Annotated in this window: 17 protein-coding genes; 13 read left to right on the top strand and 4 right to left on the bottom strand. The window is 57.8% G+C overall.

All coding sequences use genetic code 11. The features are described from left to right. The first annotated feature begins 94 nt into the window (after positions 1 to 94). From grpE to VMJ32_02930, 5 genes are all read left to right on the top strand, one after another. Entirely contained in the window at positions 95 to 664 is a 570-nt protein-coding gene (gene grpE / locus VMJ32_02950) for a nucleotide exchange factor GrpE (protein ID HTQ37956.1), read from the top strand. 6 nt (positions 665 to 670) lie between these two features. After that, a complete protein-coding gene (locus VMJ32_02945) occupies positions 671 to 1,042 on the top strand; it encodes a zinc ribbon domain-containing protein (GenBank protein HTQ37955.1) in 372 nt (123 codons plus the stop codon). Between the two features lie 38 nt (positions 1,043 to 1,080). Beyond that, positions 1,081 to 1,332 carry a hypothetical protein gene (locus VMJ32_02940; GenBank protein ID HTQ37954.1) on the top strand — a complete coding sequence of 84 codons (252 nt, stop codon included), beginning with the start codon at positions 1,081 to 1,083 and terminating at the stop codon, positions 1,330 to 1,332. A 42-nt stretch (positions 1,333 to 1,374) separates the two neighbouring features. Beyond that, positions 1,375 to 1,560: a DNA gyrase inhibitor YacG gene (yacG, locus tag VMJ32_02935; protein ID HTQ37953.1), complete on the top strand. Its 186-nt coding sequence runs from the start codon at positions 1,375 to 1,377 to the stop codon at positions 1,558 to 1,560. A gap of 123 nt (positions 1,561 to 1,683) precedes the next feature. Further along, positions 1,684 to 2,943 carry a hypothetical protein gene (locus VMJ32_02930; protein ID HTQ37952.1) on the top strand — a complete coding sequence of 420 codons (1,260 nt, stop codon included), beginning with the start codon at positions 1,684 to 1,686 and terminating at the stop codon, positions 2,941 to 2,943. Between the two features lie 66 nt (positions 2,944 to 3,009). Here the strand turns inward: VMJ32_02930 and VMJ32_02925 are convergent, their stop codons facing one another. The 3 genes from VMJ32_02925 to VMJ32_02915 all read right to left on the bottom strand — a co-directional run bounded on the left by VMJ32_02925 (position 3,010) and on the right by VMJ32_02915 (position 6,941). Beyond that, positions 3,010 to 3,384 (bottom strand): hypothetical protein, encoded by a 375-nt coding sequence (locus VMJ32_02925; protein HTQ37951.1) that lies wholly within the window; start codon positions 3,382 to 3,384, stop codon positions 3,010 to 3,012. Positions 3,385 to 3,633: 249 nt separating this feature from the next. Then, on the bottom strand, positions 3,634 to 3,984 hold the full coding sequence (locus VMJ32_02920) for a P-II family nitrogen regulator (GenBank protein ID HTQ37950.1): 351 nt from the start codon (positions 3,982 to 3,984) through the stop codon (positions 3,634 to 3,636). A 119-nt stretch (positions 3,985 to 4,103) separates the two neighbouring features. Then, entirely contained in the window at positions 4,104 to 6,941 is a 2,838-nt protein-coding gene (locus VMJ32_02915) for a zinc-dependent metalloprotease (GenBank protein ID HTQ37949.1), read from the bottom strand. A 349-nt stretch (positions 6,942 to 7,290) separates the two neighbouring features. Here VMJ32_02915 and VMJ32_02910 point away from each other — a divergent pair, with 349 nt between their 5' ends. From VMJ32_02910 to VMJ32_02885, 6 genes are all read left to right on the top strand, one after another. Next, positions 7,291 to 8,343, top strand: coding sequence for a phosphotransferase (locus VMJ32_02910; protein HTQ37948.1), 1,053 nt, complete (start codon positions 7,291 to 7,293; stop codon positions 8,341 to 8,343). A 126-nt stretch (positions 8,344 to 8,469) separates the two neighbouring features. Then, positions 8,470 to 10,458 (top strand): thioredoxin family protein, encoded by a 1,989-nt coding sequence (locus VMJ32_02905; protein ID HTQ37947.1) that lies wholly within the window; start codon positions 8,470 to 8,472, stop codon positions 10,456 to 10,458. A gap of 380 nt (positions 10,459 to 10,838) precedes the next feature. Beyond that, a complete protein-coding gene (locus VMJ32_02900) occupies positions 10,839 to 11,702 on the top strand; it encodes a hypothetical protein (protein ID HTQ37946.1) in 864 nt (287 codons plus the stop codon). 440 nt (positions 11,703 to 12,142) lie between these two features. Next, positions 12,143 to 12,943 carry a hypothetical protein gene (locus VMJ32_02895; protein ID HTQ37945.1) on the top strand — a complete coding sequence of 267 codons (801 nt, stop codon included), beginning with the start codon at positions 12,143 to 12,145 and terminating at the stop codon, positions 12,941 to 12,943. Positions 12,944 to 13,009: 66 nt separating this feature from the next. Next, on the top strand, positions 13,010 to 14,149 hold the full coding sequence (locus tag VMJ32_02890; protein HTQ37944.1) for an ion channel: 1,140 nt from the start codon (positions 13,010 to 13,012) through the stop codon (positions 14,147 to 14,149). Positions 14,150 to 14,304: 155 nt separating this feature from the next. Further along, positions 14,305 to 14,958 (top strand): hypothetical protein, encoded by a 654-nt coding sequence (locus tag VMJ32_02885; protein HTQ37943.1) that lies wholly within the window; start codon positions 14,305 to 14,307, stop codon positions 14,956 to 14,958. A 63-nt stretch (positions 14,959 to 15,021) separates the two neighbouring features. On the opposite strand, the gene purM is transcribed toward VMJ32_02885, so the two are convergent. Continuing rightward, positions 15,022 to 16,083 carry a phosphoribosylformylglycinamidine cyclo-ligase gene (gene purM, locus VMJ32_02880; protein HTQ37942.1) on the bottom strand — a complete coding sequence of 354 codons (1,062 nt, stop codon included), beginning with the start codon at positions 16,081 to 16,083 and terminating at the stop codon, positions 15,022 to 15,024. A 438-nt stretch (positions 16,084 to 16,521) separates the two neighbouring features. Here purM and glgX point away from each other — a divergent pair, with 438 nt between their 5' ends. After that, the gene (glgX, locus tag VMJ32_02875) at positions 16,522 to 18,606 is read left to right on the top strand and encodes a glycogen debranching protein GlgX (GenBank protein ID HTQ37941.1); all 2,085 of its coding nucleotides are present in this window, start codon (positions 16,522 to 16,524) and stop codon (positions 18,604 to 18,606) included. 331 nt (positions 18,607 to 18,937) lie between these two features. Beyond that, a complete protein-coding gene (locus tag VMJ32_02870) occupies positions 18,938 to 20,206 on the top strand; it encodes a hypothetical protein (protein HTQ37940.1) in 1,269 nt (422 codons plus the stop codon). Positions 20,207 to 20,699 lie beyond the last annotated feature (493 nt).

Below are 20,699 nucleotides of genomic sequence, written 5' to 3'. Positions count from 1 at the left end.
AAAACCAATGTCAGTCCGCACCGCAAGTCGTTCCTGGAAAAGCTGAAGGACTATTTTGTGCCGGCGGAGGAAGAACAGCGGAAGGAGAAAAAGCGTGGGTAACGAATCTAAATCGAACGATCGGGATCAACCCCGCGCGGACGCTGGGAATGACGACAGCTTCGACAAAATTGTGCTGGGCGAGGCGGCGACGCCGGAATTGACCTCGGACCAGGAAATGGACGTGGTGCGCGCCGACATGGCTGAGGCGCGGGACAAAATGCTGCGGGCCCAGGCGGAGTTGGATAATTATCGCAAACGCGCCCGACGAGAGTTGGACGACGAGCGCCGCTATGCGGAAATCAACTTGCTGCGCGACCTGCTGCCGGTGCTAGACAACATTCATCGGGCGATCGACGCAGCGGGCAAGAACGCCGATGCGGGAGCGCTATTGTCGGGCATCAAAATGGTGAGCCAGCAACTAGACACTTTGCTGGAGCAGCACCACTGCAAGCCAATTGAGGCTGTCGGCCAGCCGTTTGATCCGGCCCAACACAACGCCGTCATGCAGCAAGCCGACCCGAAGAAGCCGGAAAACACGGTGCTAAACGTGGTGCAAACGGGCTTTCATCTGCACGACCGCGTGGTGCGACCGGCGCAAGTGATCGTTTCGAAGAAAGAGTGAATCGGCATGCCCACGTACGATTATGTCTGCGACGCTTGCGATCACGAGTTCGAGCAGTTTCAATCGATTACCGCTGATCCGCTGAAGAAGTGCCCCAAATGCGGCAAAAGGAAACTGCGCCGGCTGATCGGAACGGGAGCGGCGATCATGTTCAAAGGCTCGGGCTTCTATCAGACCGATTATCGCAGCGATTCGTACAAAAAGCACGCCGAGGCCGATAAACCAGCTTCGACCACTGGGGACACAAAAAGCCAAAGCAAAACGGTCGGCAAGACGGATTCCGGCGCTAGCGGAGTCAAAACCGAAAGCAAACCCGCTGCGGAAACTTCCGGCGGCAAGTCTGAAGGGAAAAAATCGCCGGCGAAAAAGAAACCGTAACGCAACGCCCCCCGGTCACGCCTGCCGAGTGAGCGACCATGGAAACCGTTTTTTCCGCCGCCGCCGTGATTTGCACGTTCGTGGCGCTGCCGCTGTGGATGTTTTTTTCGCTGCGGCAAAAGTCGATGGGAGAATTGATGTTCGGCGAGCGTGGGAAACGAACATCGCGGTCGGGATTGGGCAACGCCCTGATGGAGCTTGATCGACTGGTCACGCGGCCCTCCGTAGAATACCGAGTGAAAGCCGAAGACGAGGATCGGCTCGTGGAAGACGAAGCGGGGGGCGATTGATTGCGATTTTTCAAATCGGGGTCGCCCTCGAAAGTTAAAGCCATGTCGCGAATTCGCTGCCCCATTTGCAACGAAGAATTCGACCCGGAGCAATCGGCCGCCATGCCATTTTGCAGCGAGCGATGCCGGCGGATCGATTTGGGCCGCTGGCTGGATGAACGATATGCTTTGCCCATTGAGCGGCCAGAAGAAGAGCAGGATACTTCCGCACCCCCCGATGACTTGTGATGAATCGCATCGGGCATCTTTTCTGAGGGTATATTTCCTAAATTACCGTTCTTGCGTGGGGCTGCGCTGCTCGTATAATGCTCATCAACCCACTTTCCCTATTTTGTCTGGAAGGAGGTTGGCATGGCGGAGGAGCAAACACGCATACGCTACATTTCGTGGCTGGAACTGTTTCCGTGGCTAGGGCTAGTGCGGGCGGTTCGGTTGGCGTTTGCGCCAAGGATGCTTATTTTGGCCGCCTTGGGCCTGGCCGCCACCAACGCTGGTTGGGCCGTGATGGGGTGGATGTTTTCGGGGAGCAGCGACCGAAGCTTGGTGACGGTGCGCGAAACGGTGGAAGGGTTTCGCGAAATGCCCCAGGCCATGGTTTTGCCGGACGTAAGCATTCGGGTGCTCGATCCGGCCGACAGCGCGGCCCAGTTGCCGTGGAACCGCTTGAGCTATCCGTTCCGAGAATTATTTGAGTGGGACGTAACCGTCGCCTCGTTCACTTATTTGCTGCTGTGTGGCGTGTGGGCGCTGTTAGTGTGGTCGCTGTTTGGCGGGGCCATTTCCCGAGGCGCGGCTTTGTGGTTTGCTCGTGAAGATCGGTTGAGCTTTCGCCGCTTGCTGGGCTGGGGGGTTCGAAAGTGGCCGGCCTATTTCGGGGGGCCCATTTTTCCGTTGGTGGGTGTGCTGATTGCCGTGGTGCCGGTGGCCGTGCTGTGCATTTTGCTGAAGGCGCCCATCGGCGTCCTGGTCGTGGGGATCGTTTGGCCAGTAGTGCTGTTGTGTGGATTGTTTTTAGCGATTTTGCTGGTGGGATTGCTATTCGGGTGGCCGCTGATGTGGCCGACCGTGAGCGCGGAAGGGACCGACAGCTTTGATGCGCTGAGCCGCTCTTATTCTTACACGTATCAGCGTCCGGTGCATTATTTGTTTTATGCCGCGGTGGCCGGTGTGCTCGGAATGCTGGCCTGGATTGTAGTGCTGATTTTTGCCCGAGGGGTGATAACCTACAGCTATTGGGCGGCGAGTTGGGGGAGCGGCGCGGAGCGAATTCAAGAAATCCGACAGATTGCCGAGGCGCCGCCGGCTGTGGATGTTCCACCTGCGGTCACGGGTTTAATGGGTCCACCGGCGCCTGAAGTGAGCGGGCTGGTGGAAACGGGGAGCCGCGCGATCGGCTTTTGGGTGCGCGTGGTGAAGTACTTGGCGGTAGCTTATTTATTCAGCTATTTTTGGTGCGCCGCCACCTACATTTACTTCTTGCTGCGACAGGCCGTCGACGCCACGGAACTGGATGAGGTGGCCGTGGAAGAAGAAACCGAAGTTTACGGTCTGCCGCCGCTCGCCAGCGAGCCGGGAGCTTCGCCGCAAGTGGCGGATTCGCCGACGCCATGATTTTCGGCGACAGAATTTGATCGATCCTTCGACCCGCCGCAACGGCAACAGAGGCGAAAGGTACGATTAACCTTCGGACTTCATTTCTGTGGGTCTGGGAATCTCCGAGGGTCTCAGAATGTGTGTCAGCAGGCTTTGCATTTGTGCATCGAACTGACCGCGGGTCAGAACCACATTGCAGCCGGCGGTTTGGGCAGCGGCCAATTTTTGTTGGTGAACATGCGGGCCGAAGGCGATAATGGTTTGCGGCGGTGTGGCTAAGGCCTTCAATCGTGGCAGCAAACCAGATGGTTCGACGCCGGGCGAATTTAGATCCAACAAGACAACGCCCGCCTGTGGCGATTCTGTGATGAGCTTTGCTAACAGAGCATCCGCGGTGGCGGCAATTTCCATTCGAGCGCCCAATTGCCGTGCGATTCCGGCAACGCGTGAAGGAAACACGAGATCGTTTGTGAGAAAAGCGACCAGCATGAGATTTACCTACTGCTGTACAACTCACCGGCTAGTGGACAGGCCGGTTCTGACGAACGGACTAGAGATCGTCTCACGATCATGTAACGGCCCCGGCGCGCCGGGGTCCCCAGCCGCTGAGGACAGCGGCCACTACATCCGCTACACGTTTGTGGGATGCGCTCTAACGCCGATGTACCGGCCCGGTCTGGTCAAAAGGCTGGCTCAAAAGAACAACAACTAATTGACACCTTCGGGTCCGCGCACGGAACCCGCGATGGAAACGGCTTCCATTGCGGGGACGACGAAAATTTTTCCGTCGCCAATTTCGCCGTCCGAGCCGGTCCGGGCCACGGTGGTGATGGCTTCGATCGTGCGATCCAAAAAATCATCGTTGACCATGATTTCGAGGGCAATTTTGCGGAGCAAGTGGGTTTTGTATTCATGCCCACGATACATTTCGGTGCGGCCGCGTTGACGGGCATTGCCCTGAGCATCGCAAACGGTCATCCGGGTGACTTCCAGCTTGTGGAGCGCCTGGCGAACCGCTTCCAACTTCGTGGGTTGAATGATGGCGATGACGAACTTCATTGATGGTGGCTTTCACAGTGGAAGTGCAACCGATACGGTAGCGAAAAAAGCCCCGGGATGGCAACCCCGGGGCTTAAGAATCGCATTTCGAGGCGATGGTGTTTTCGAATGGATTGGGTTTATGGTTTTTTATCTCCGGTGTCGCTGTAGCGCATTTCGAAGATACCCCCGCCGCTGGGCGAAAGGCGCAATTGCAAATGGGCGTCGAGCACTTTGCCAATGCGGGCGGAACTTTCGGTCAAGTGGTCGCGGGTGTAATCGTCCAGCTTGACGTTGCTGGCCAGCAGCTTATTCATGCGATCCTGAAGGGATTTTAGCTCGGCAAAGGCCACGGTTTGACAATCGGCAGGGGCTGACGTATTGCCCATCGCCAGATTGGCCAAACGTGTGAGATATTGCCGCTGTAAATTGCGGCGCAAGCTGCTGATGGCTGGTTTGCGGTTTGTAAAATCGCCGCCTTGCAAAGTATCGAGCTCCGAGAAAATGGACTTCGTTAAACCGTCGATGAGGTCCGGCGTGGTGAACGCATCTTGATCGGCGGGGACTTTTAGCTCGCTGTCATGCAGCCGATCGAGGGTGAGGGAGGAGAGTAACTGATCGAGAATACGACCCTGCCACATCGAAATGACCTCGTGGACAGGGTAATCGTTGCGGAGCGGCACTTCGGCCCCCCAATGGTCCCAGCGCGAGGCCGACAAGTGGTTGTACAAATCGGGCGGGAATTGGAAGGGTTTGTCATTGAACACTTCGGCCTCGACCAGTTCGAGGGCTTCTTTTTGTTTTTTGGGATCTACGACCACGTACGGCGCGGGAGCATCTTTATCGCCCTTGTGGCTGCGATTGACGTACACGCCGCCGACGTATCGTGAGGCAAAATACATGGCCCGGCCATACTGGGAGAGCAATATGCCGAACGCCTCGCGGGCTTTTTCGTAACCTTCGCCTTCTTTGACGACCCGGTCGACAATTTTCGGCCACAGATCGGCAATCAATTCGGCCCGCTCTTTGGCGTAGGCGATATTGTCACTGCCCAAATCGTAACGGTTGACCAGCGGATCGCTGTCGATGCCACGAGTATCTTCGTCGGTGGCGTATTGCAGGGCGGGTTCACCGCTGCGGGACGTAATTTTGTCCAGCGATTTTTTCTCGCCATCGGGCGTGTAACCGTATTCAATGGCCCAAATATCGTAGGGGCCAATGGTAGTGGAAAAATAATCGCCTTGCGTTTTCCCCTTGGGCACGATGTGCGCGGGGGCGTAATCCATGACCGAGGCGACGAGCGCTTGGTCTTTCATCTTTGCAGGATCGTTAATTTCTTCCAGCGAGTGATAGGCACTGGCCTTAAAGTTGTGTCGCAGACCCAAGGTGTGGCCGACTTCGTGCATGGTCACTTCTTTGAGACCTTGCATAATCATGCGATCTTCCTCGGCATTGGTCTTGGCTTTATCGTCGCTATCCGCTTTGGCCATTAACACGGTGCTGCCGAGGGCAAAATCCAAGGCGCGGCCGGTCGACAAATCGCAGGCCGGATAGTAACCGCGCTCCGCATTTTGGCGATGCACTTGCTCCTCGTACGATTTCAGATCTAGCGGGCCGCCCGTCATGGCGGCAATGCTGGCCGGCGTGAATGTTTCGTACTCGGTGCTCCAATACTGGAGGAAATCGGCGTCGAAAATAATGCTGGCGTTAAGAATTTGCCCGTTCGTGGGATTCACACGGGAAGGCCCCATTGCGAATTTAGCGCTGGAGGTAATCCAGCGGAAGGTGTTGTAGTTGATATCTTCGGGGTCCCAATCGGCGTTGTCGGGCTGCTGGCGAACTTCAATGGCGTTTTCGAAGCCCGCCTTTTCAAAGGCTTTGTTCCATTCCAAAATGCCCTCGCGGACGGGAGCCCGATACTTATATGGAATGGTTTTTTCCAGCCAGAAGATGATGGGTTTTTTCGGCGGGGATACATCGGCGCTGGGGTCTGCCTTTGCTAAATCCCAGCGGTTGATGTAGCGGACGAAGCGTTCTTCATCGCCTTTGATCGAGTAATCTTTGATCACGCTCAGGAAATATCCCACCCGGTCGTCCGCCAGCCGCGGATGGTAGCCGTTTTGCGGCAGATAACTGATGGAATAATGCACGTTGATGGTGGCGCCGCGGGTGTCGGAAACCGAATCGATTTCAGTACTGCCGCTGGAAGCGTACGTGGCAGCCACTTCCAACTCGTCGTTATCGGCGAACCCCTTCGTGGTGGCCCACGTGGAACGCTGAGAAGAAAACGAAAAGCCGGTCAACATTTGCGAGATTTCCGGCAGGTCGGTCATGAACACCTGGTTCAAATCGACCACGTAAGCGCCCGACGGGCTGGTGGTGACAATCGGGAGACTGAACAGAACGCTATCGGTGTATGCCAGTTGAACGGCCCGTTCTTCAGGGCTTCCCTTGGCGGCGGTAAAGCGCACATTACGGCGAACCACTTGGATATAGTCGTCTGTTTTGCGGAATTGCCAAATCCAATCGTCGCCGAAGTTCCAACTCATGCCGGCCAACAGCATGTCGTGGCCGATGCCGCGGGCGATGGAAATGACTACGATGAAATCTTTGTTCAATTGGCCGGGGGATAATTCGGCATAGAGCGACCCACCCTTTCTCCGCAGCTTAATCAAGCCGGGAATGGGGTCGTCGGCATCTTTGAAGAACTCCGCATAAGGAGGGAACTTGGGTTTTTTCGCCGAGCCTCGTTCGGAATCGGAATGTTTGGAGGAGGAAGAACCGGAATCGGAATCTTCGTCTTCGGACTTGGATTCGGCGTCCGATTTGGCGTCTTTGGCCTCGGTTTTTTGGGCGGGCTTATCGCCGTCGGATTTCGATTCGGCGGCTTTTGCTGCGGTGTTGAGCCACAAAACGGTGACGGCCATGGCCGCCAAGCCAAATAAGAAGGGGCGGATAGAATCGCGGAGGGTGAGCATCGATACAGTTCCTCAAACAGAAAGGGACAAGTCGCGGGTGGGTTGCGAAATCTGCAAGGCAGAAGCCGGACCGGGCATGGCGAAGAAGTATGCGGGCCAATGCCCGTGGCTCGCCGTTATCCTTAGCGCATTTTACGTGTATTACGATTCTGGAAACAAGCCAGTTCTTTACTTGGGACCATTTGAATGAGGGAAAGCGGTTTGGCTCGACCGTCACCGCCGGGTTACAGGTGAATTGTCCAATGGCCCGTCGTAGGAACAGCCGACGTGGAAGCCAAACTCCATTATATTTAACCGAGCGGCGGCCCAAAACGGATCGCCAAGCCCAAGGGAGGAAAAGCGGTCGGTTATGCTCGATAACCCCTACAATCTGTCCCCAATCCTCGCATATTACCCGACTGATTGTCAGCCTACTGGGGCGCCAGAATCCATTGCCGATGGGGGCTTTAGCGGATCGCGGATTTGGCGGGTGCAGACCCAACGGGGCGTCCTCTGCCTGCGCTGTTGGCCGAGTGAATATCCGGCCCAGCGACTGGCTTGGATTCATGGAATTCTGGCTAGAGTTTACTCGGGCGGATTTTGCCTCGTGCCGGTGCCCATTCGGGCCATATCGTGTGACACTTTTGTGTGCCGGAACGGCTATCTGTGGCAATTGGAGCCTTGGCTGCTTGGGAAGGCGCAGGTTGATAACGCTGGGCTTCAGCCCATAAGTCCGGCGCGGGTAGAAAGTGCGGTCACCGCTCTGGCTGAATTCCACATCGCCGTGGCGGCTGACCCGGCTAACCATCTTCCGGATGGCCCGCCTCCAGGAATTGTTCAACGGCTTGCCCAATTGAACGCATTGCAATCGGGCGGACTGGATCGGCTTAGCGAGGCAATCGCCTCCAAGCGGCACGTTTGGCTGGAACTGGCTGAGCGTGCGGTTCCGCTGCTGGCGGCGTTCCGATTGGTGGCGCCGGCAAGGGGCGAAAGATTGCGTCAGGCCGCCCAACAATGTGTGGCTATTCGACCATGTATTCGCGACATCCACCGCGAACATGTACTGTTCGAAGGAGATCGGGTAACTGGAATTGTCGATTTTGGCGCGATGCAGCCGGACAACGTGGCGTGTGATATTGCGCGATTGCTGGGGAGCATGGCCGGCGATGATGCGGCATTGTGGCAGGCCGGCCTGCAAGCATACCAGCGGCTGCAAGCGCTTTCCGAAGTGGAACGTCCATTGGTGCAGATTTACGATGAAAGCAGCACGCTGCTGTCGGGCATTCACTGGCTGCAATGGGTGTTCGCCGAGGGGAGGCAATTTGAGAATCGCCAGGGGGTGCTGATGCGTTTTGAGGAAATCCTGGGGCGTTTGATTCGTTTGGCGCAGCGAAAATCGCACGGCGAAGGCGTGATAGTATGATTTTATGGGCGTATGTGGAGTTGGCGGCAGCGGACACTGTAAAATCAAAATTGACCACTTTGTCGGCCGCTTGATACAGTAACGCACCTTGGCGTTAATCTGGTAAATTGCAAATCGTGATAAGAAATGGCGAACTTGCGCAACCCTTACCGCGGATTTATTTGGACGGCGTGCCTCGCGGCGCTGGCGATGTTGCTTGTTGGCACTAAGGCTAAAGCCCAGTTGACGCAGCTGCAGCCGTTGGATTCGCTCTCCAATTCCGCCAATGGCCCGGGTGGCGAAAAGCTGAAGGCCTCGGGCTTTTTTACGCCTGCAGAAAACGGCAAGCCGGCCATGCTGTATGTGACGGCCGAATTGGCGCCCAGTTGGCACACGTACTCGATCACACAGGCAGCGGGCGGGCCGAACAAAACGCGGCTCAAGGTTGCCACATCCGCGGATTACAAGGTGACAGGCGATTTTCATGCGAAGCCGGCGGCGGAAATTCATCACTACGAAGATATTTGGCCTGGATTGGTAGTGGAGGAACACGAAGGACGGGTGACTTGGAGCGCGCCGTTGGAGATTGCCGCCGGGGTCAACGTGGCCAAGTTGGAAATTCCCGGCGCGGTGTATGCCCAGGTGTGCGCGAAAGATTGCTTGCCGCCGACGGACTATAAATTCGTGGCGCGACTGGCAACGAGCAAAGACATTGAATCGCTCAAGAATCAATCGACCGGTCCTAATAACGAAAGTCCGTCTAAAGGCCCGCCGCAAGGGGCGACGGAAAATACGCAGCCAAGCGTGGCCCAAAACCCGTCGTTCAACCCCTCGGCTCCGACGGCCATGAAAGGGGTGGTTGCGGCGGTGGAAGCGGCTCCGGGCAAATCGCTGGCAGCGGTGCTGCTGTCGGCCTTTCTCGGCGGAGTCATCTTGAATTTGATGCCGTGCGTCCTGCCGGTGATTGGGCTGAAGCTGCTGACATTTGTGGAGCAAAGCCACCAGCATCGGAGCCGTGTTTTTTTGCTGAATGTGTGGTACACGCTGGGGTTGATGTCGGTATTCATGGTGTTGGCGACGTTGGCTTGCGGGGCCAGCTTGGGATTGCGTTCGGAGAATTTGTCGTGGGGCGAACAATTCAGTTCCACGGCGTTCAATATCGTGATGAGCGGCGTGGTGTTTGTGATGGCGCTGAGTTTCCTGGGGGTGTGGGAAATTCCGATTCCGGGGTTTGTCGGGAGCGGCCTGGCGGCGGAAGCGGCCACCCACGAGGGAGCGGCCGGGGCTTTCGCCAAGGGAGTGTTGTCGACCGTGCTGGCCACGCCGTGCAGCGGACCGTTTTTGGGGCCGGTGTTTGGGTTCACGCTGCAGCAATCGCCGGGGGTCATCTACTCGATATTTGCGGCCATCGGCCTGGGGATGGCATCGCCGTATTTGGTGATTGGGGCCTTTCCGCGGCTGATTCGCTTTTTGCCCAAGCCCGGCGCGTGGATGGATACGTTCAAGCAGATCATGGGTTTTGTGTTGCTGGGGACGGTGGTGTTTTTGTTCACGTTTTTGAATCGGGATTATGTGGTGCCGACGTTCGGCATGTTGATTGGATTGTGGGCGGCTTGTTGGTGGATTGGCCGGACTCCGCTGACAGCTGAGTTCGCCCAAAAGCTGAAAGGCTGGGTCCAAGGCGGGGTGATTGGCGCAGTGGCGGGTTACGCATCATTTGCGTTGCTGTTGCCGCACGCATCACTGTTGCCTTGGCAGCCGTTTTCGGCGGAGGCCTTGGCGAAATATCGGGCGGAAGGCAAAACCGTGATGGTCGATTTCACTGCCGATTGGTGCCTGACGTGCAAAACGAATTTGAAATTCGCCATTGAAACCGACAACGTGCGAAAACTGATTCAGGCGAACAATGTGGTGCCGCTATTGGCCGACTGGACGCACGATTCGCCGGAGATTAAGGATGCGCTGGCGGCATTGCGGTGGAACTCGATACCGGTGTTGGCGATTTTTCCCGCCGACCGGCCCGACAAACCGATTGTGCTGCACGATTTGATCACGCAAAGCCAGTTGCTGGAGGCGCTGGAGCAGGCGGGGCCATCGCAAGCGATCGTGGCCGACAAACAAACGGCGATGCAGTGAATTGGTTCTATCCAAGCACCCTCACCCCGGCCCTCTCCCGTCGAGGGAGAGGGAGACAAGGCAAAGCCGGCTAAAATCCACCCGGTGCGCAGAAAGTGAGCAGGTGGGACGGGAAGTGAATTCTAATGTTCCGCGCACAATCGTGTGCTAAACTATTGTGTGCTGGCGGGTTGATGCGCAGGCGGTATCTTTAGGCGGACCGCGGCGCGCCAGTTGCAGCTTTTTTGAAACTCATCGTGGCTGGTCATGAGGACCGGTTAAGAATCCCCGGCCGAAGAAGTTTAAGCAGTGGCCGGGGACAACGGGCCAATCGAATTGGAGCGCGATTCGGCTCGACGCCTCCCCGGGCCAGAGGCCGGGGCTAAACCGGAGTCTCTGACATGAAATCGTTTTGGCATCGCAGCACCGCCACGTTGTGGGCGGCTGTGGCATGGGCCGCGTTGATTGGTTCGGCAGGAATTCTCACTTCGCACGCTGCCGATTCGGCACAAACGGCGAGCGCAATAGCAGATGCTAAACCGGCCAGCGTCGCGGAGAACGGGGCGGCAAGTTCGAGTAGTTCGGCCAGCGCCAATCAGCCGGCAAGCACACAGACTGCTTATCCGGAAAAGGCGTTGCCGGCCAAGGTGCTGTTTATCACCGCCAAGAACTCGCCCGACTGCGACAAGGTGCTGGGCAAGTTGAACTGGCCCAACGGCGATTTCGACAAGATGCGGGCGGCCGGGTGGAAAATCGGCAAGGGCCCGGGCAATCATTTGCAAATTGTCGACAAGGACGAAGTGCCCGATCTGCTGAAACAGCTTGGCAAGCAAGAGTTCCCGACCGTGGCCAGCGTCGACAAGGACGGCCAGGTGGTGCGTTACTTCCGGTTCGGCTGCACCACGCCTTTGGACATGTGGACGTTTGGGTTTTTAGCCAAAGGGATTGACGAGCGGCCGGCCGGGTTTGTGATGGAAGCGGCGAAGGTCGAATGGACGGGCCATTATCCGCTGCGCGGCAATCATTGGTCGGTGGAAGGAAATTGGAACCCGACGAAAGAGGAAACCGTGGCGCATTTGCACGGCCCGAACCACCAGGCGCAACTGCAGCCAGAGTGGCATATTGAAGATTGGTCGCTGGAAGAGCTGCGATCGCTGCACGATGATTTGCATGAGAAGTACGACACGGGCACGTACAACGGGGGCGGATTGGATAATTCCAGCAGCGGCGGGGCGGATTATCTGAAGTTCAAAGGGAAAGGGTAGGCAGTGTCAGGTGATCAGTGGTCAGTTGTGAAGCCCAGGGGTTGCAACCCCTGGGCTTTTTTGATCAGTGGATTGCGATTTGATAAACAGTTCCCATTGCGGAAACTGTCCTGGCTGGGGTTTGCGTTTTGTAGCAATTACAATCGCTGCTGAAGTGGCGTGAAGTTTTCGGGAAATGCGGCTGCTAGCGGCGGCGAAAAACTGGTTTAAGTGCCGCGGCTCATGGCGGCCTGAGAGCTGCAATCTTAAAATGAAGGCAGACGGAAATGCAGATTCGTGGGTCGTGGCAATGAAGCGCGACTCGACGTGAGAATAAATTGGCGCGGCCGGAATGCGACGGTCGCTCGACCGTCGGTTCGAAATTCCGCGACGGCCCACCGATTTGTTCGGCGAATGGAATCGCCTCCTACACGCTTAGACCTTGTCTAAGGAGGCGCCAGATGAGCGATCCGGTTCAACACGGAGCAGCAAAATTACAGTCGTCGGCGATGGTGGTGGCGGCGTTCATCACCACGCTGGGAGCGATTACGGCGGCGTGCATTCAAACCGGGTGGATTAGCAAGCCACCGGCGGGGACGATTGTGCAGGCGCCGGCCCGGGTAGCGCCGGCCGCGTTTTTGGGAACGATTGAGCCGTACGCTGACAAGGCGGGCGATGTGCCGCAAGCCGATGTTGGAAGCGTCGCGCCGCAGCCGATTGAAAACGAGCTTGGCGGCAATGATCTGCGAGGGAGTGTTCTTCCAAGCGGTTTGCTTCCAAGCAGTGGCGGCAAGGCTCCGCTGCTGCCGGCACAAGCGTGGCCCGGGCAGACCGCATCGCCAGCCACGCTGCATCAAAGCACGACGCAGCCGAATTCGTTGCAGTCGGGCGTTTTGTCACGGGGCGTGATCCAGCCGGACGCTTTGGTGGTGCGTTTGGACAAAGCGCCGGCGAGCGGCGTGATGCAGCAGGCGTCGTTCAACGTTGCGGCGCCGAGCGTGGCAGCAGCGAGCCCACTGGGTACAGATAGCCTGCCCCCGCCGCCATCGTTTTCCGGGTCGGAGACCAGGCAGATGGCCGGGTATTCGCCGGCTGCAGCACGGGAGACCACTTTACTAGCGGACGATGCGGCGGTTAAGATTTTGCCTTCTCCCTGGTCGTTTTTGACGCAGCCGAGCGGCAGCGATGTGCCGGATGCACCCAAGGCGGCTAAAAAGCTGGATTGGGGAGCGGTGACCCGATTTTTTACGGGCCATGAATAGGCTAGGCCCCGCGTTCGAAATCCGAAGCACGAGATTTCGATGCAACATTGAAACGCGCATTTCACCATGAACCTACTGGTGGGTTTGGCCAGCGTCGCGGTGATTGTGGGTCTGCTGGTCGATGCGTTTGAGACGACGGTTTTGCCGCGGCGGGTAACGCACCGGTTTCGGTTTGTCCGATTGTTTTACGTCACTACCTGGAAATGCTGGCGCGGCATTGGGCTGTGGGTGCCGACGGGCAAATGGCGGGAATCGTTTTTGAGCCTGTTTGGACCGTTATCGCTGTTGACGTTGTTGGCGACGTGGGTGATTGGATTGATTTTTGGTTTCGCGCTGTTGCACTGGTCGCTGGGCACGACGGTGCATTCGCCGGACAGCACGATTTCGTTTGTGACGTATTTGTATTGGAGCGGGAACACGTTTTTCACGCTGGGCTACGGCGACGTGACGCCGGTGAGCTCGCTGGGGCGGGTGCTGGCCGTGGGCGAAGCCGGAATAGGGTTTGGATTTTTGGCGCTGATCATTGGTTATTTGCCGGTGATCTATCAGACGTTTTCGCGGCGGGAAGCGATGATTGCGCTGCTGGATGCCCGGGCCGGCTCGCCCCCCAGCGCCGCGCAACTGCTGTGGCGTGTAGGAAAGGCGGGAGATATTCCGGCGGTGATGCCGTTTTTGGCGGAATGGGAACGGTGGTCGGCCGAGTTGCTGGAAAGCCATTTGTCGTTTCCGATGCTGAGCTTTTATCGCTCGCAGCACGACAACCAATCGTGGCTGTCGTCGTTGACGGCGGTGCTGGATACGTGCGCGGTATTCATCGCGCTGGTGAAAGATCATAATCCGTTTCAGGCGCAGTTGACGTTTGCGATTTCGCGGCATGCGGCGGTCGATTTGTCGCTGGTGTTGAAATGTCCGCCGCTGACGGAATACCACAATCGCCTGCCGGCCGAACGGCTGCAACATTTGCGCGAAGCATTGCAAGGCGTGGGTTTTGTCCTCCAGGAGGGGCATCTGGCCGACGCCAAGTTGGCGGAATTACGCAGCATGTACGAGCCGTTTGTGAATGGCCTGAGCAAGCGATTGCTGTTCAACTTGCCGCCGTTTGTGCACGAACGGAACATTGCCGACAACTGGCAACGCAGCGCTTTGAAACGGGCCCCGGAACTGAGCAGCCTTGCGGCGCCCTCGACCGGCGACACGCATTTTTAAGGCGGTCGGCGGCGGTGTTGCGCAAAATCGAGCGGCATGGATAGCCCGGTGGTGGGTATGCTAAACCGCAAGCGGATTGCGCGTTCAGTGCTGCGGAGTATTCTATACTTCTGTGTGTGGCGCTTGTTCCGATTGGGCAATCCATTGGTGCGATGATGAAACGCCGTCGATTTCTGTTTTGGATTAGTTTCGGCATGTTCACGCTGGCCGAAAAGCTGCGCATTACCGGGCTGGATAAACTGGCCGCCGCCACGATTGGCATGGCGGATTCATCAGGCGATGCAACTGCGGCAAGTGCGACTGAATCAACGACGCCCACTTCACCGCCTGAACATTGGACGGCGGCGGAAAATCAAACGTGGCGGTGGTACGAGCGCGAAAATTACATAGACGGTCATTGGAAGTTGACCGGCGTCACCACGCCCGTGAATAAAGAAACCGGCGAGGCCTATACGGGCCGGGCGGGATATTTGAATGAGATGGAAGTTCCGGCGGAAATGCGGCTGGCCAGCAAGCAGCCGGTTTTCGCCGAAGATGCCACCGACAACAGCCCGCAGGACAAAGTGCATCAACCGGATGCGGCGCGGATTGCCCGGCACGGCCGACCGCCCAGTAAATGGCTGCGGAGCCTCAACGCCAGTGAGCTGCGGATTTGGTTGAAGACGATCGATCCGCCAGAAGCGGGCGTGAGCGGCATGACGTACTGGACGCATTTGACGCGCGATCATTTTTTTGACGCGGACAAAATCGCTGGGCTGACGATTGACGAGCAGGCCAAGTTGCACGCCGCGGCGCATGCGGGGTATTGAGAGGAAATAATTCAATCCCGGCACCCTCACCCTGCCCTCTCCCAGAGGGAGAGGGTACTGCAGTCATTCCCACACCGCGCCCTGTGGACCGGCGGCGATGTGGCCAATTTGCCAACTTTCCAGGCCGCATTCGGAAAGTTGGGCGCGGATGCTGTCGGCGTAATACGGGCTGACGACCATCACCAGGCCAAGGCCAAGGTTGAAGACCTGATCCATTTCGGCCTGATCGACTTCGCCCAATCGTTGCAGCCAGCCAAAGACCGGCGGGACGGTCCAGGAGCCGCGGCGGATAATGGCCCGACGGTTTTCCGGGATGATGCGGCCTAAATTTTCCAGCAGACCGCCGCCGGTAATGTGGGCAATGCCGTGGACGACTTCTTTCACCGTGTAATGGCTGAGGATGCGGCGGACAACTTTGGCGTAAATGCGGGTGGGAGTGAGGAGCACGTCGCCGACGGAGCCGCCGAGCGCTTCCACCACGTCGCCGGGTTTATGCCCGGCGAGATCGAACACGATTTTGCGGGCCAAGCTATAGCCGTTGGAGTGCAAGCCACTGGAGGCGACGCCGAGAATGGCATCGTCGTGCTCGATGGCGCGGCCATCGATCAGGCGGCTCCGCTCCACCACGCCGACGCAAAAGCCGGCCAGGTCGTAATCGCCGGGGGCATACAGATCGGGCATGATGGCGGTTTCGCCGCCGAGCAAAGCACAATCGGCTTCCAGACAGCCGTTGCTGACGCCTTCGACCAGTTGCTCTAAAAGGGGCGGATTGTCGTGTGACATGGCCACGTAATCGAGAAAGAACAGCGGCTCGGCGCCGCAGCAAAGGGCATCGTTCACGCTCATGGCCACCAGATCAATGCCGACGGTGCTGTGCCGGCCCATTTGCTGGGCGACTTTCAGCTTGGTGCCGACGCCGTCGGTGCAACTGACCAGCACCGGTTGCTCGTAGCGGCGGGCGAACAAATGATTGGCGAAATCGAGCTGGAACAGCCCGGCAAAACCGCCATCGAGCGGCAAAACGCGGGGGGTGAAGGTGCGGTGCAAGAGCGGGGGCAGCCGAGCCATGCTTTGGCGGTAAAGCTCCAGATCGACGCCGGCATCTTTGTAGGTTGCTTTGGACATTTTGGCTGACGCGAGCCGGTTTTTTCACCACGGAGACACAGAGACACGGAGCCAAAGCGGGCACCGGTAATCGGAGTGAGTCAGGATTTTACGTTGGGTTGAGGGATGGAAAAAGGGGTGGAGGCGAGAGTGGAAAAACCGTGCCGGAAAAGTTTCCGCAGACTGTTCGGGCTGCGGGAATCTGATATTCTTTGGATGCCGCACAAGCGTGACGAGGGGCGGAGAATTTCTCGAATGGGTACGTTTTTTTTGCTCCGGATCGATGACGGAGGCGGTTGAAGTGGTATGCTAAGTTGGCATTGGATCAGACGACCGAGTTTCGGTTTCCTGCCGTGCGGCGGCCAACTCGCCGGCGCCGCATGTTTCTTGCAGGAATGAGCCATGCCTCCAGATGTTCCTCGTCCATCGACCTCGTCCCCCGAGATAACGGAAACCGCGATGCTGCGTCCCGCATCACCTTCGCACACGCATCCTGCGTTGCAATTTACCCATCCGCTGCCGTATGGAGCGATTTTGCACGACGACGGCGTGCAGTTTGTGGTGTTTAGCCGCTCGGCCACGGCGATGCGGCTGTTGTTGTACGATCGAGTGGATGATCGGGAACCGGCGGAGGTCATTCCGTTCGATCACGAAACCGACCGTTGGGGCGATTTGTGGAGCATTTTTTTGCCGGGCATCGGCGCCGGGCAATTGTACCACTTTCAGGCTGATGGCCCATTCGATCCGGAGCAAGGGCAGCGGTTTAATGGGAAGTGCCGACTGATCGATCCTTACGCAAAGGCCCTGGCCGGCGGTTTCCTGCCCAGCGACGACGGCATTATTCGGCCGCCGAAGTGCGTGGTGATTGACGATTTATTCGATTGGGAGAACGATCGCCATCTGCGACGTCCCTTGGCGGATACGGTGATTTACGAATTGCACGTGCGGGGTTTCACCCGCGACGCCACCAGCGGCGTGCAGCGGCCGGGCACGTATTTGGGCGTAATCGAAAAAATTCCGCATTTGAAATCGCTGGGCGTGACGGCGGTGGAGTTGATGCCGGTGCATGAATTCCCGATGGAATCGCCCTGGGGACAAAAGCTGGAGCGGCCCAATTATTGGGGATACGATCCACTGGCGTTTTTCGCGCCGCACCAAGGTTATTCAGCCGGTAATGAGCCGGGCTGCCAGGTGAATGAATTCAAGCAGATGGTGAAGGCCCTGCACGAGGCGGGCATTGAGGTGATTTTGGACGTGGTGTTCAATCATACGGCCGAAGGGAACGAATTGGGCCCCACGCTGAGCCTGAAAGGGCTGGAGAACCGGGTGTATTACATGCTGGGGAACGGGGGAAGTTTTTATCGGAATTTCACCGGTTGCGGCAATACGATCAACGGCAACCATCCGATTGTCCGCGAAATGCTGTTTTTGTGTCTGCGGAATTGGGTGCAGAATTATCACATTGACGGGTTCCGGTTCGATTTGGCTTCGATCCTCAGCCGCAATCGGCACGGCGAGATTATCGCCAATCCGCCGGTGGTGGAAATGATTGCCGAAGACCCGCTGCTGGCCGACACCAAGGTGATTGCCGAAGCCTGGGATGCGGCCGGCGCGTACCAAGTGGGATCGTTTGCGAATTTGCGGTGGGCCGAATGGAACGGGCGCTATCGAGATGAATTGCGGCAATATTGGCGCGGCGATGCGCACCTGCTGGGCGGCATGGCCACGCGGCTGGCCGGCTCGGCCGATTTATACCAGGCGGGCGGGCGGCAGCCGTATCACAGCATTAACTTCGTCACCTGCCACGACGGCTTCTCGCTGAACGATTTAGTCAGCTACTCGATGAAGCACAACGAGGACAACGGCGAAGGCAACCGCGACGGCGACAACAACAGCTACAGCGCGAATTACGGCGTGGAGGGCCCATCGCGCAAAAAAAATATCGAAGCCATTCGCCAGCGGCAGATCAAAAACTTTTTAGCCACGCTGCTGTTAAGCCAGGGTGTGCCGATGCTATTGGCCGGCGACGAATGCCGGCGCACGCAGCGCGGCAACAACAACGCCTATTGCCAGGATAACCAGGTGTCGTGGTTCGATTGGTCGCTGGTGGAGCAACATCCGGATTTGATTCGGTTTGTGCAATCGCTGGTGATGTTTCGACGGAGCAACCCCACGCTGCGGCGGCGCAACTTCCTGAGCGGCATTTCCGCGCGGCAGGGCGAGTTGCCGGACGTCAGTTGGTTCGATCCGGCCGGGCACGGCATCGATTGGAAAAACGGGGAGCAAGGGCTGGTTTGCATTTTCGGCGCGCCGATGGGGAGTAATGAGCAGGCCCGCCACGTGATGCTGATGCTGAATCCGATTGGCCAGCCGCGGGAATTTATGGTGCCTGACCTGGTACGCACCGTTCGGTGGCGTCGGTTTATTGACACGGCTGCGGAATCGCCTGCGGATGTCTTCCCCAATCTGGATGGCCCACCGCCGCCGCTTAGCGGCCCAATTAAATTGGCCGAGCGGTCGCTGGTGTGCTACGTGTCGGGGTGATTTTCGGCGCATTCATTGCTCGCGGCTTGAGGCCAATGGGCTTGCTCGTGCATGTCTCAAACCCTGCAGCGGATGTGGTAGCCGCTGTCCCCAGCGGCTGAGGACAGCCGCCGCTACATTGTTGTGATAAATGTTCTAATCACGGGTCTGCTCCCACGGTTGCAAAGGCCTTCGTGAGCAATCTCTCAACCGACCGACACGGTCGGGCTAAATAGCCGTTCTAAATGGGCCTGTAACATTGGCGCGGCAATTGCGCTTATCTCCTTGGGAGGGCCATGCATGTCGCCTGGCCCGCCAATCAAAACTGCTTTTTAGCACAGGAGATACGACGATGTTTACTTTCTGCTTTACGACCGTTGCGGCCGCTGCATTGCGGCGGAATCGCGAAACTTCAAAAGCCACTCGGAAGACGACTTTGGCCCTGCGGACGGTCCGTCTGGGGCTGGTTGCTGCGGCGATGCTGGCGATGGCCGGCATGGCCCAGGCGGGCGGTCTTAGCCTGCATTCGATGGGAAGTTCGATGGGTAGCTTTTCCAACATGGCCAGCCACAGTAGTGGCGGCGGAATGTTCAGCCAATCGAACGCATCGAATTCGATCAAATTCAATCAGTCCGGCGGCGATAAGTTCGGTTCGAATAAGCCGATTGGGATGAACAACAGCAATGGCATTAGCACCACAGCCAAGAATACGACCAAGCTCGATGACGGCGTGAAACTTCAGGCCGCCAACCAAGGCCTGGGTTCGCTGAAGCAGAACGGAAACAAGCTTTCCGGATTAAATAGCGGCAAACTGAATACAAATAAATTTGCCGGTATGAATAGCGACAAGCTGAAGAACTTTAGCAGCATGAAAGGCGACAAAAATTCTTGCGATCCGTGCCATTGCCACTGCTGCTCGTGGTGGTACTGCTGGAATTACCCGTGCTGGTGCCCGCTGTACAGCTGCAGTTGCGGCTGCTACGACGATGTGCCGGTCGTGGAGTGCGACCAAGGCTATGATTTGCAACTGTTAGCGGTGCGGACCCTGGACAGCGGCGATCCGGATCAGCAACTTGGCCCGGCGTTTCGGGTGTGGTTCCGCAACAATAGCGAAGTGGCCATCAATCATCCGTTCAACGTGCTGATTTTGGCCGCCCGCGATGCCCAGCCGACCGCGGACCTGCCGCAAGCCGGCGTGCGAGTGAATTCAATCGATGCCGGCCAAACCCTGGCGGTGGACATCCGGCTGCCGGTGGATGCCAATCAGCCTGGATTCCCGATGCTGCACGTGCTGGTCGACAGCCATCGTGAAATCGCGGAAGTGAACGAAGACAACAACGGCCTGGTGATTAATCGTGCGGATATTCTGCCTGTGGACATGGCTCAAGCCAGCAACGGCGGGACCACGCCGGATGGCGCGGCCACCACACAGACCGCGACGGATACCCCTGCCGGCGCCCCAGCGGCTCCGCCGACCACCAACGGCACGGCGGCTCCTAGTGGAACGCCAACTGCCACGGGAACCACCGACACCGCGGCTACGGGCGGAACCACTTCGCCAGCCAATGTGGCGGGGAATTCGACGATTCCGGCGGCCATGCAAGGTGTGGTTGCGAATTGAGGTAAAAGTACTCCGGCCGATCGATCGTGGTCGGTCGGGAGCCGCGGCTTCCTAACGGCCGCGGATGAGGTAGTCGGTAACGAACGAAAACGCCCTTCCCCCCTTCCCTGCCCGGCCGTGTGTTGTAGCCTTTGGCGAACCACACGGCCGGTTCTTTTTGTAAAGAGAAAGCCAGGGCTTGTCCGGATAGAGCGGGATCGCCCCCCGGGCTGACCAAATTATTTTGCTGAGATTAAACGGCATTGCTGAGGTTGGGCCGGGGCCGATTTTTTTTGCAAAAAACATTTGGGCCGCTTGATTTGGCGCTGCATGGCGCTTAGGCTGAACGCTCTTGGGTTGAGGCAACGGATCGTGGGAAAGTAGACAGTGGGATCTCAAGGGGCAGAGGGGAGAGCATCGGCTGCCGCGGAACCAGCGGCTTTCAGGCCGATGCATTGGCAATTTTGAAAAATGTCGTGGCGGGCCTTCAGGCGGAGCAGTTCCGGCAAGGCAT

The organism is Pirellulales bacterium (genome assembly GCA_035499655.1).
Lineage (GTDB): Bacteria > Planctomycetota > Planctomycetia > Pirellulales > JADZDJ01 > DATJYL01.
The sequence above is the reverse complement of the archived record's forward strand: the minus strand, read 5'-3'. Positions and strand labels throughout refer to the sequence as shown.

Bases quoted from the DNA above. Each gene is read 5' to 3' on its own strand.
- VMJ32_02945 (HTQ37955.1), top strand. From the start codon at position 671: ATGCCCACGTACGATTATGTCTGCGACGCTTGCGATCACGAGTTCGAG.
- VMJ32_02940 (HTQ37954.1), top strand. From the start codon at position 1,081: ATGGAAACCGTTTTTTCCGCCGCCGCCGTGATTTGCACGTTCGTGGCG.
- yacG (HTQ37953.1), top strand. From the start codon at position 1,375: ATGTCGCGAATTCGCTGCCCCATTTGCAACGAAGAATTCGACCCGGAG.
- VMJ32_02930 (HTQ37952.1), top strand. From the start codon at position 1,684: ATGGCGGAGGAGCAAACACGCATACGCTACATTTCGTGGCTGGAACTG.
- VMJ32_02920 (HTQ37950.1), bottom strand. From the start codon at position 3,984: ATGAAGTTCGTCATCGCCATCATTCAACCCACGAAGTTGGAAGCGGTT.
- VMJ32_02915 (HTQ37949.1), bottom strand. From the start codon at position 6,941: ATGCTCACCCTCCGCGATTCTATCCGCCCCTTCTTATTTGGCTTGGCG.
- VMJ32_02910 (HTQ37948.1), top strand. From the start codon at position 7,291: ATGCTCGATAACCCCTACAATCTGTCCCCAATCCTCGCATATTACCCG.
- VMJ32_02905 (HTQ37947.1), top strand. From the start codon at position 8,470: ATGGCGAACTTGCGCAACCCTTACCGCGGATTTATTTGGACGGCGTGC.
- VMJ32_02900 (HTQ37946.1), top strand. From the start codon at position 10,839: ATGAAATCGTTTTGGCATCGCAGCACCGCCACGTTGTGGGCGGCTGTG.
- VMJ32_02895 (HTQ37945.1), top strand. From the start codon at position 12,143: ATGAGCGATCCGGTTCAACACGGAGCAGCAAAATTACAGTCGTCGGCG.
- VMJ32_02890 (HTQ37944.1), top strand. From the start codon at position 13,010: ATGAACCTACTGGTGGGTTTGGCCAGCGTCGCGGTGATTGTGGGTCTG.
- VMJ32_02885 (HTQ37943.1), top strand. From the start codon at position 14,305: ATGAAACGCCGTCGATTTCTGTTTTGGATTAGTTTCGGCATGTTCACG.
- purM (HTQ37942.1), bottom strand. From the start codon at position 16,083: ATGTCCAAAGCAACCTACAAAGATGCCGGCGTCGATCTGGAGCTTTAC.
- glgX (HTQ37941.1), top strand. From the start codon at position 16,522: ATGCTGCGTCCCGCATCACCTTCGCACACGCATCCTGCGTTGCAATTT.
- VMJ32_02870 (HTQ37940.1), top strand. From the start codon at position 18,938: ATGTTTACTTTCTGCTTTACGACCGTTGCGGCCGCTGCATTGCGGCGG.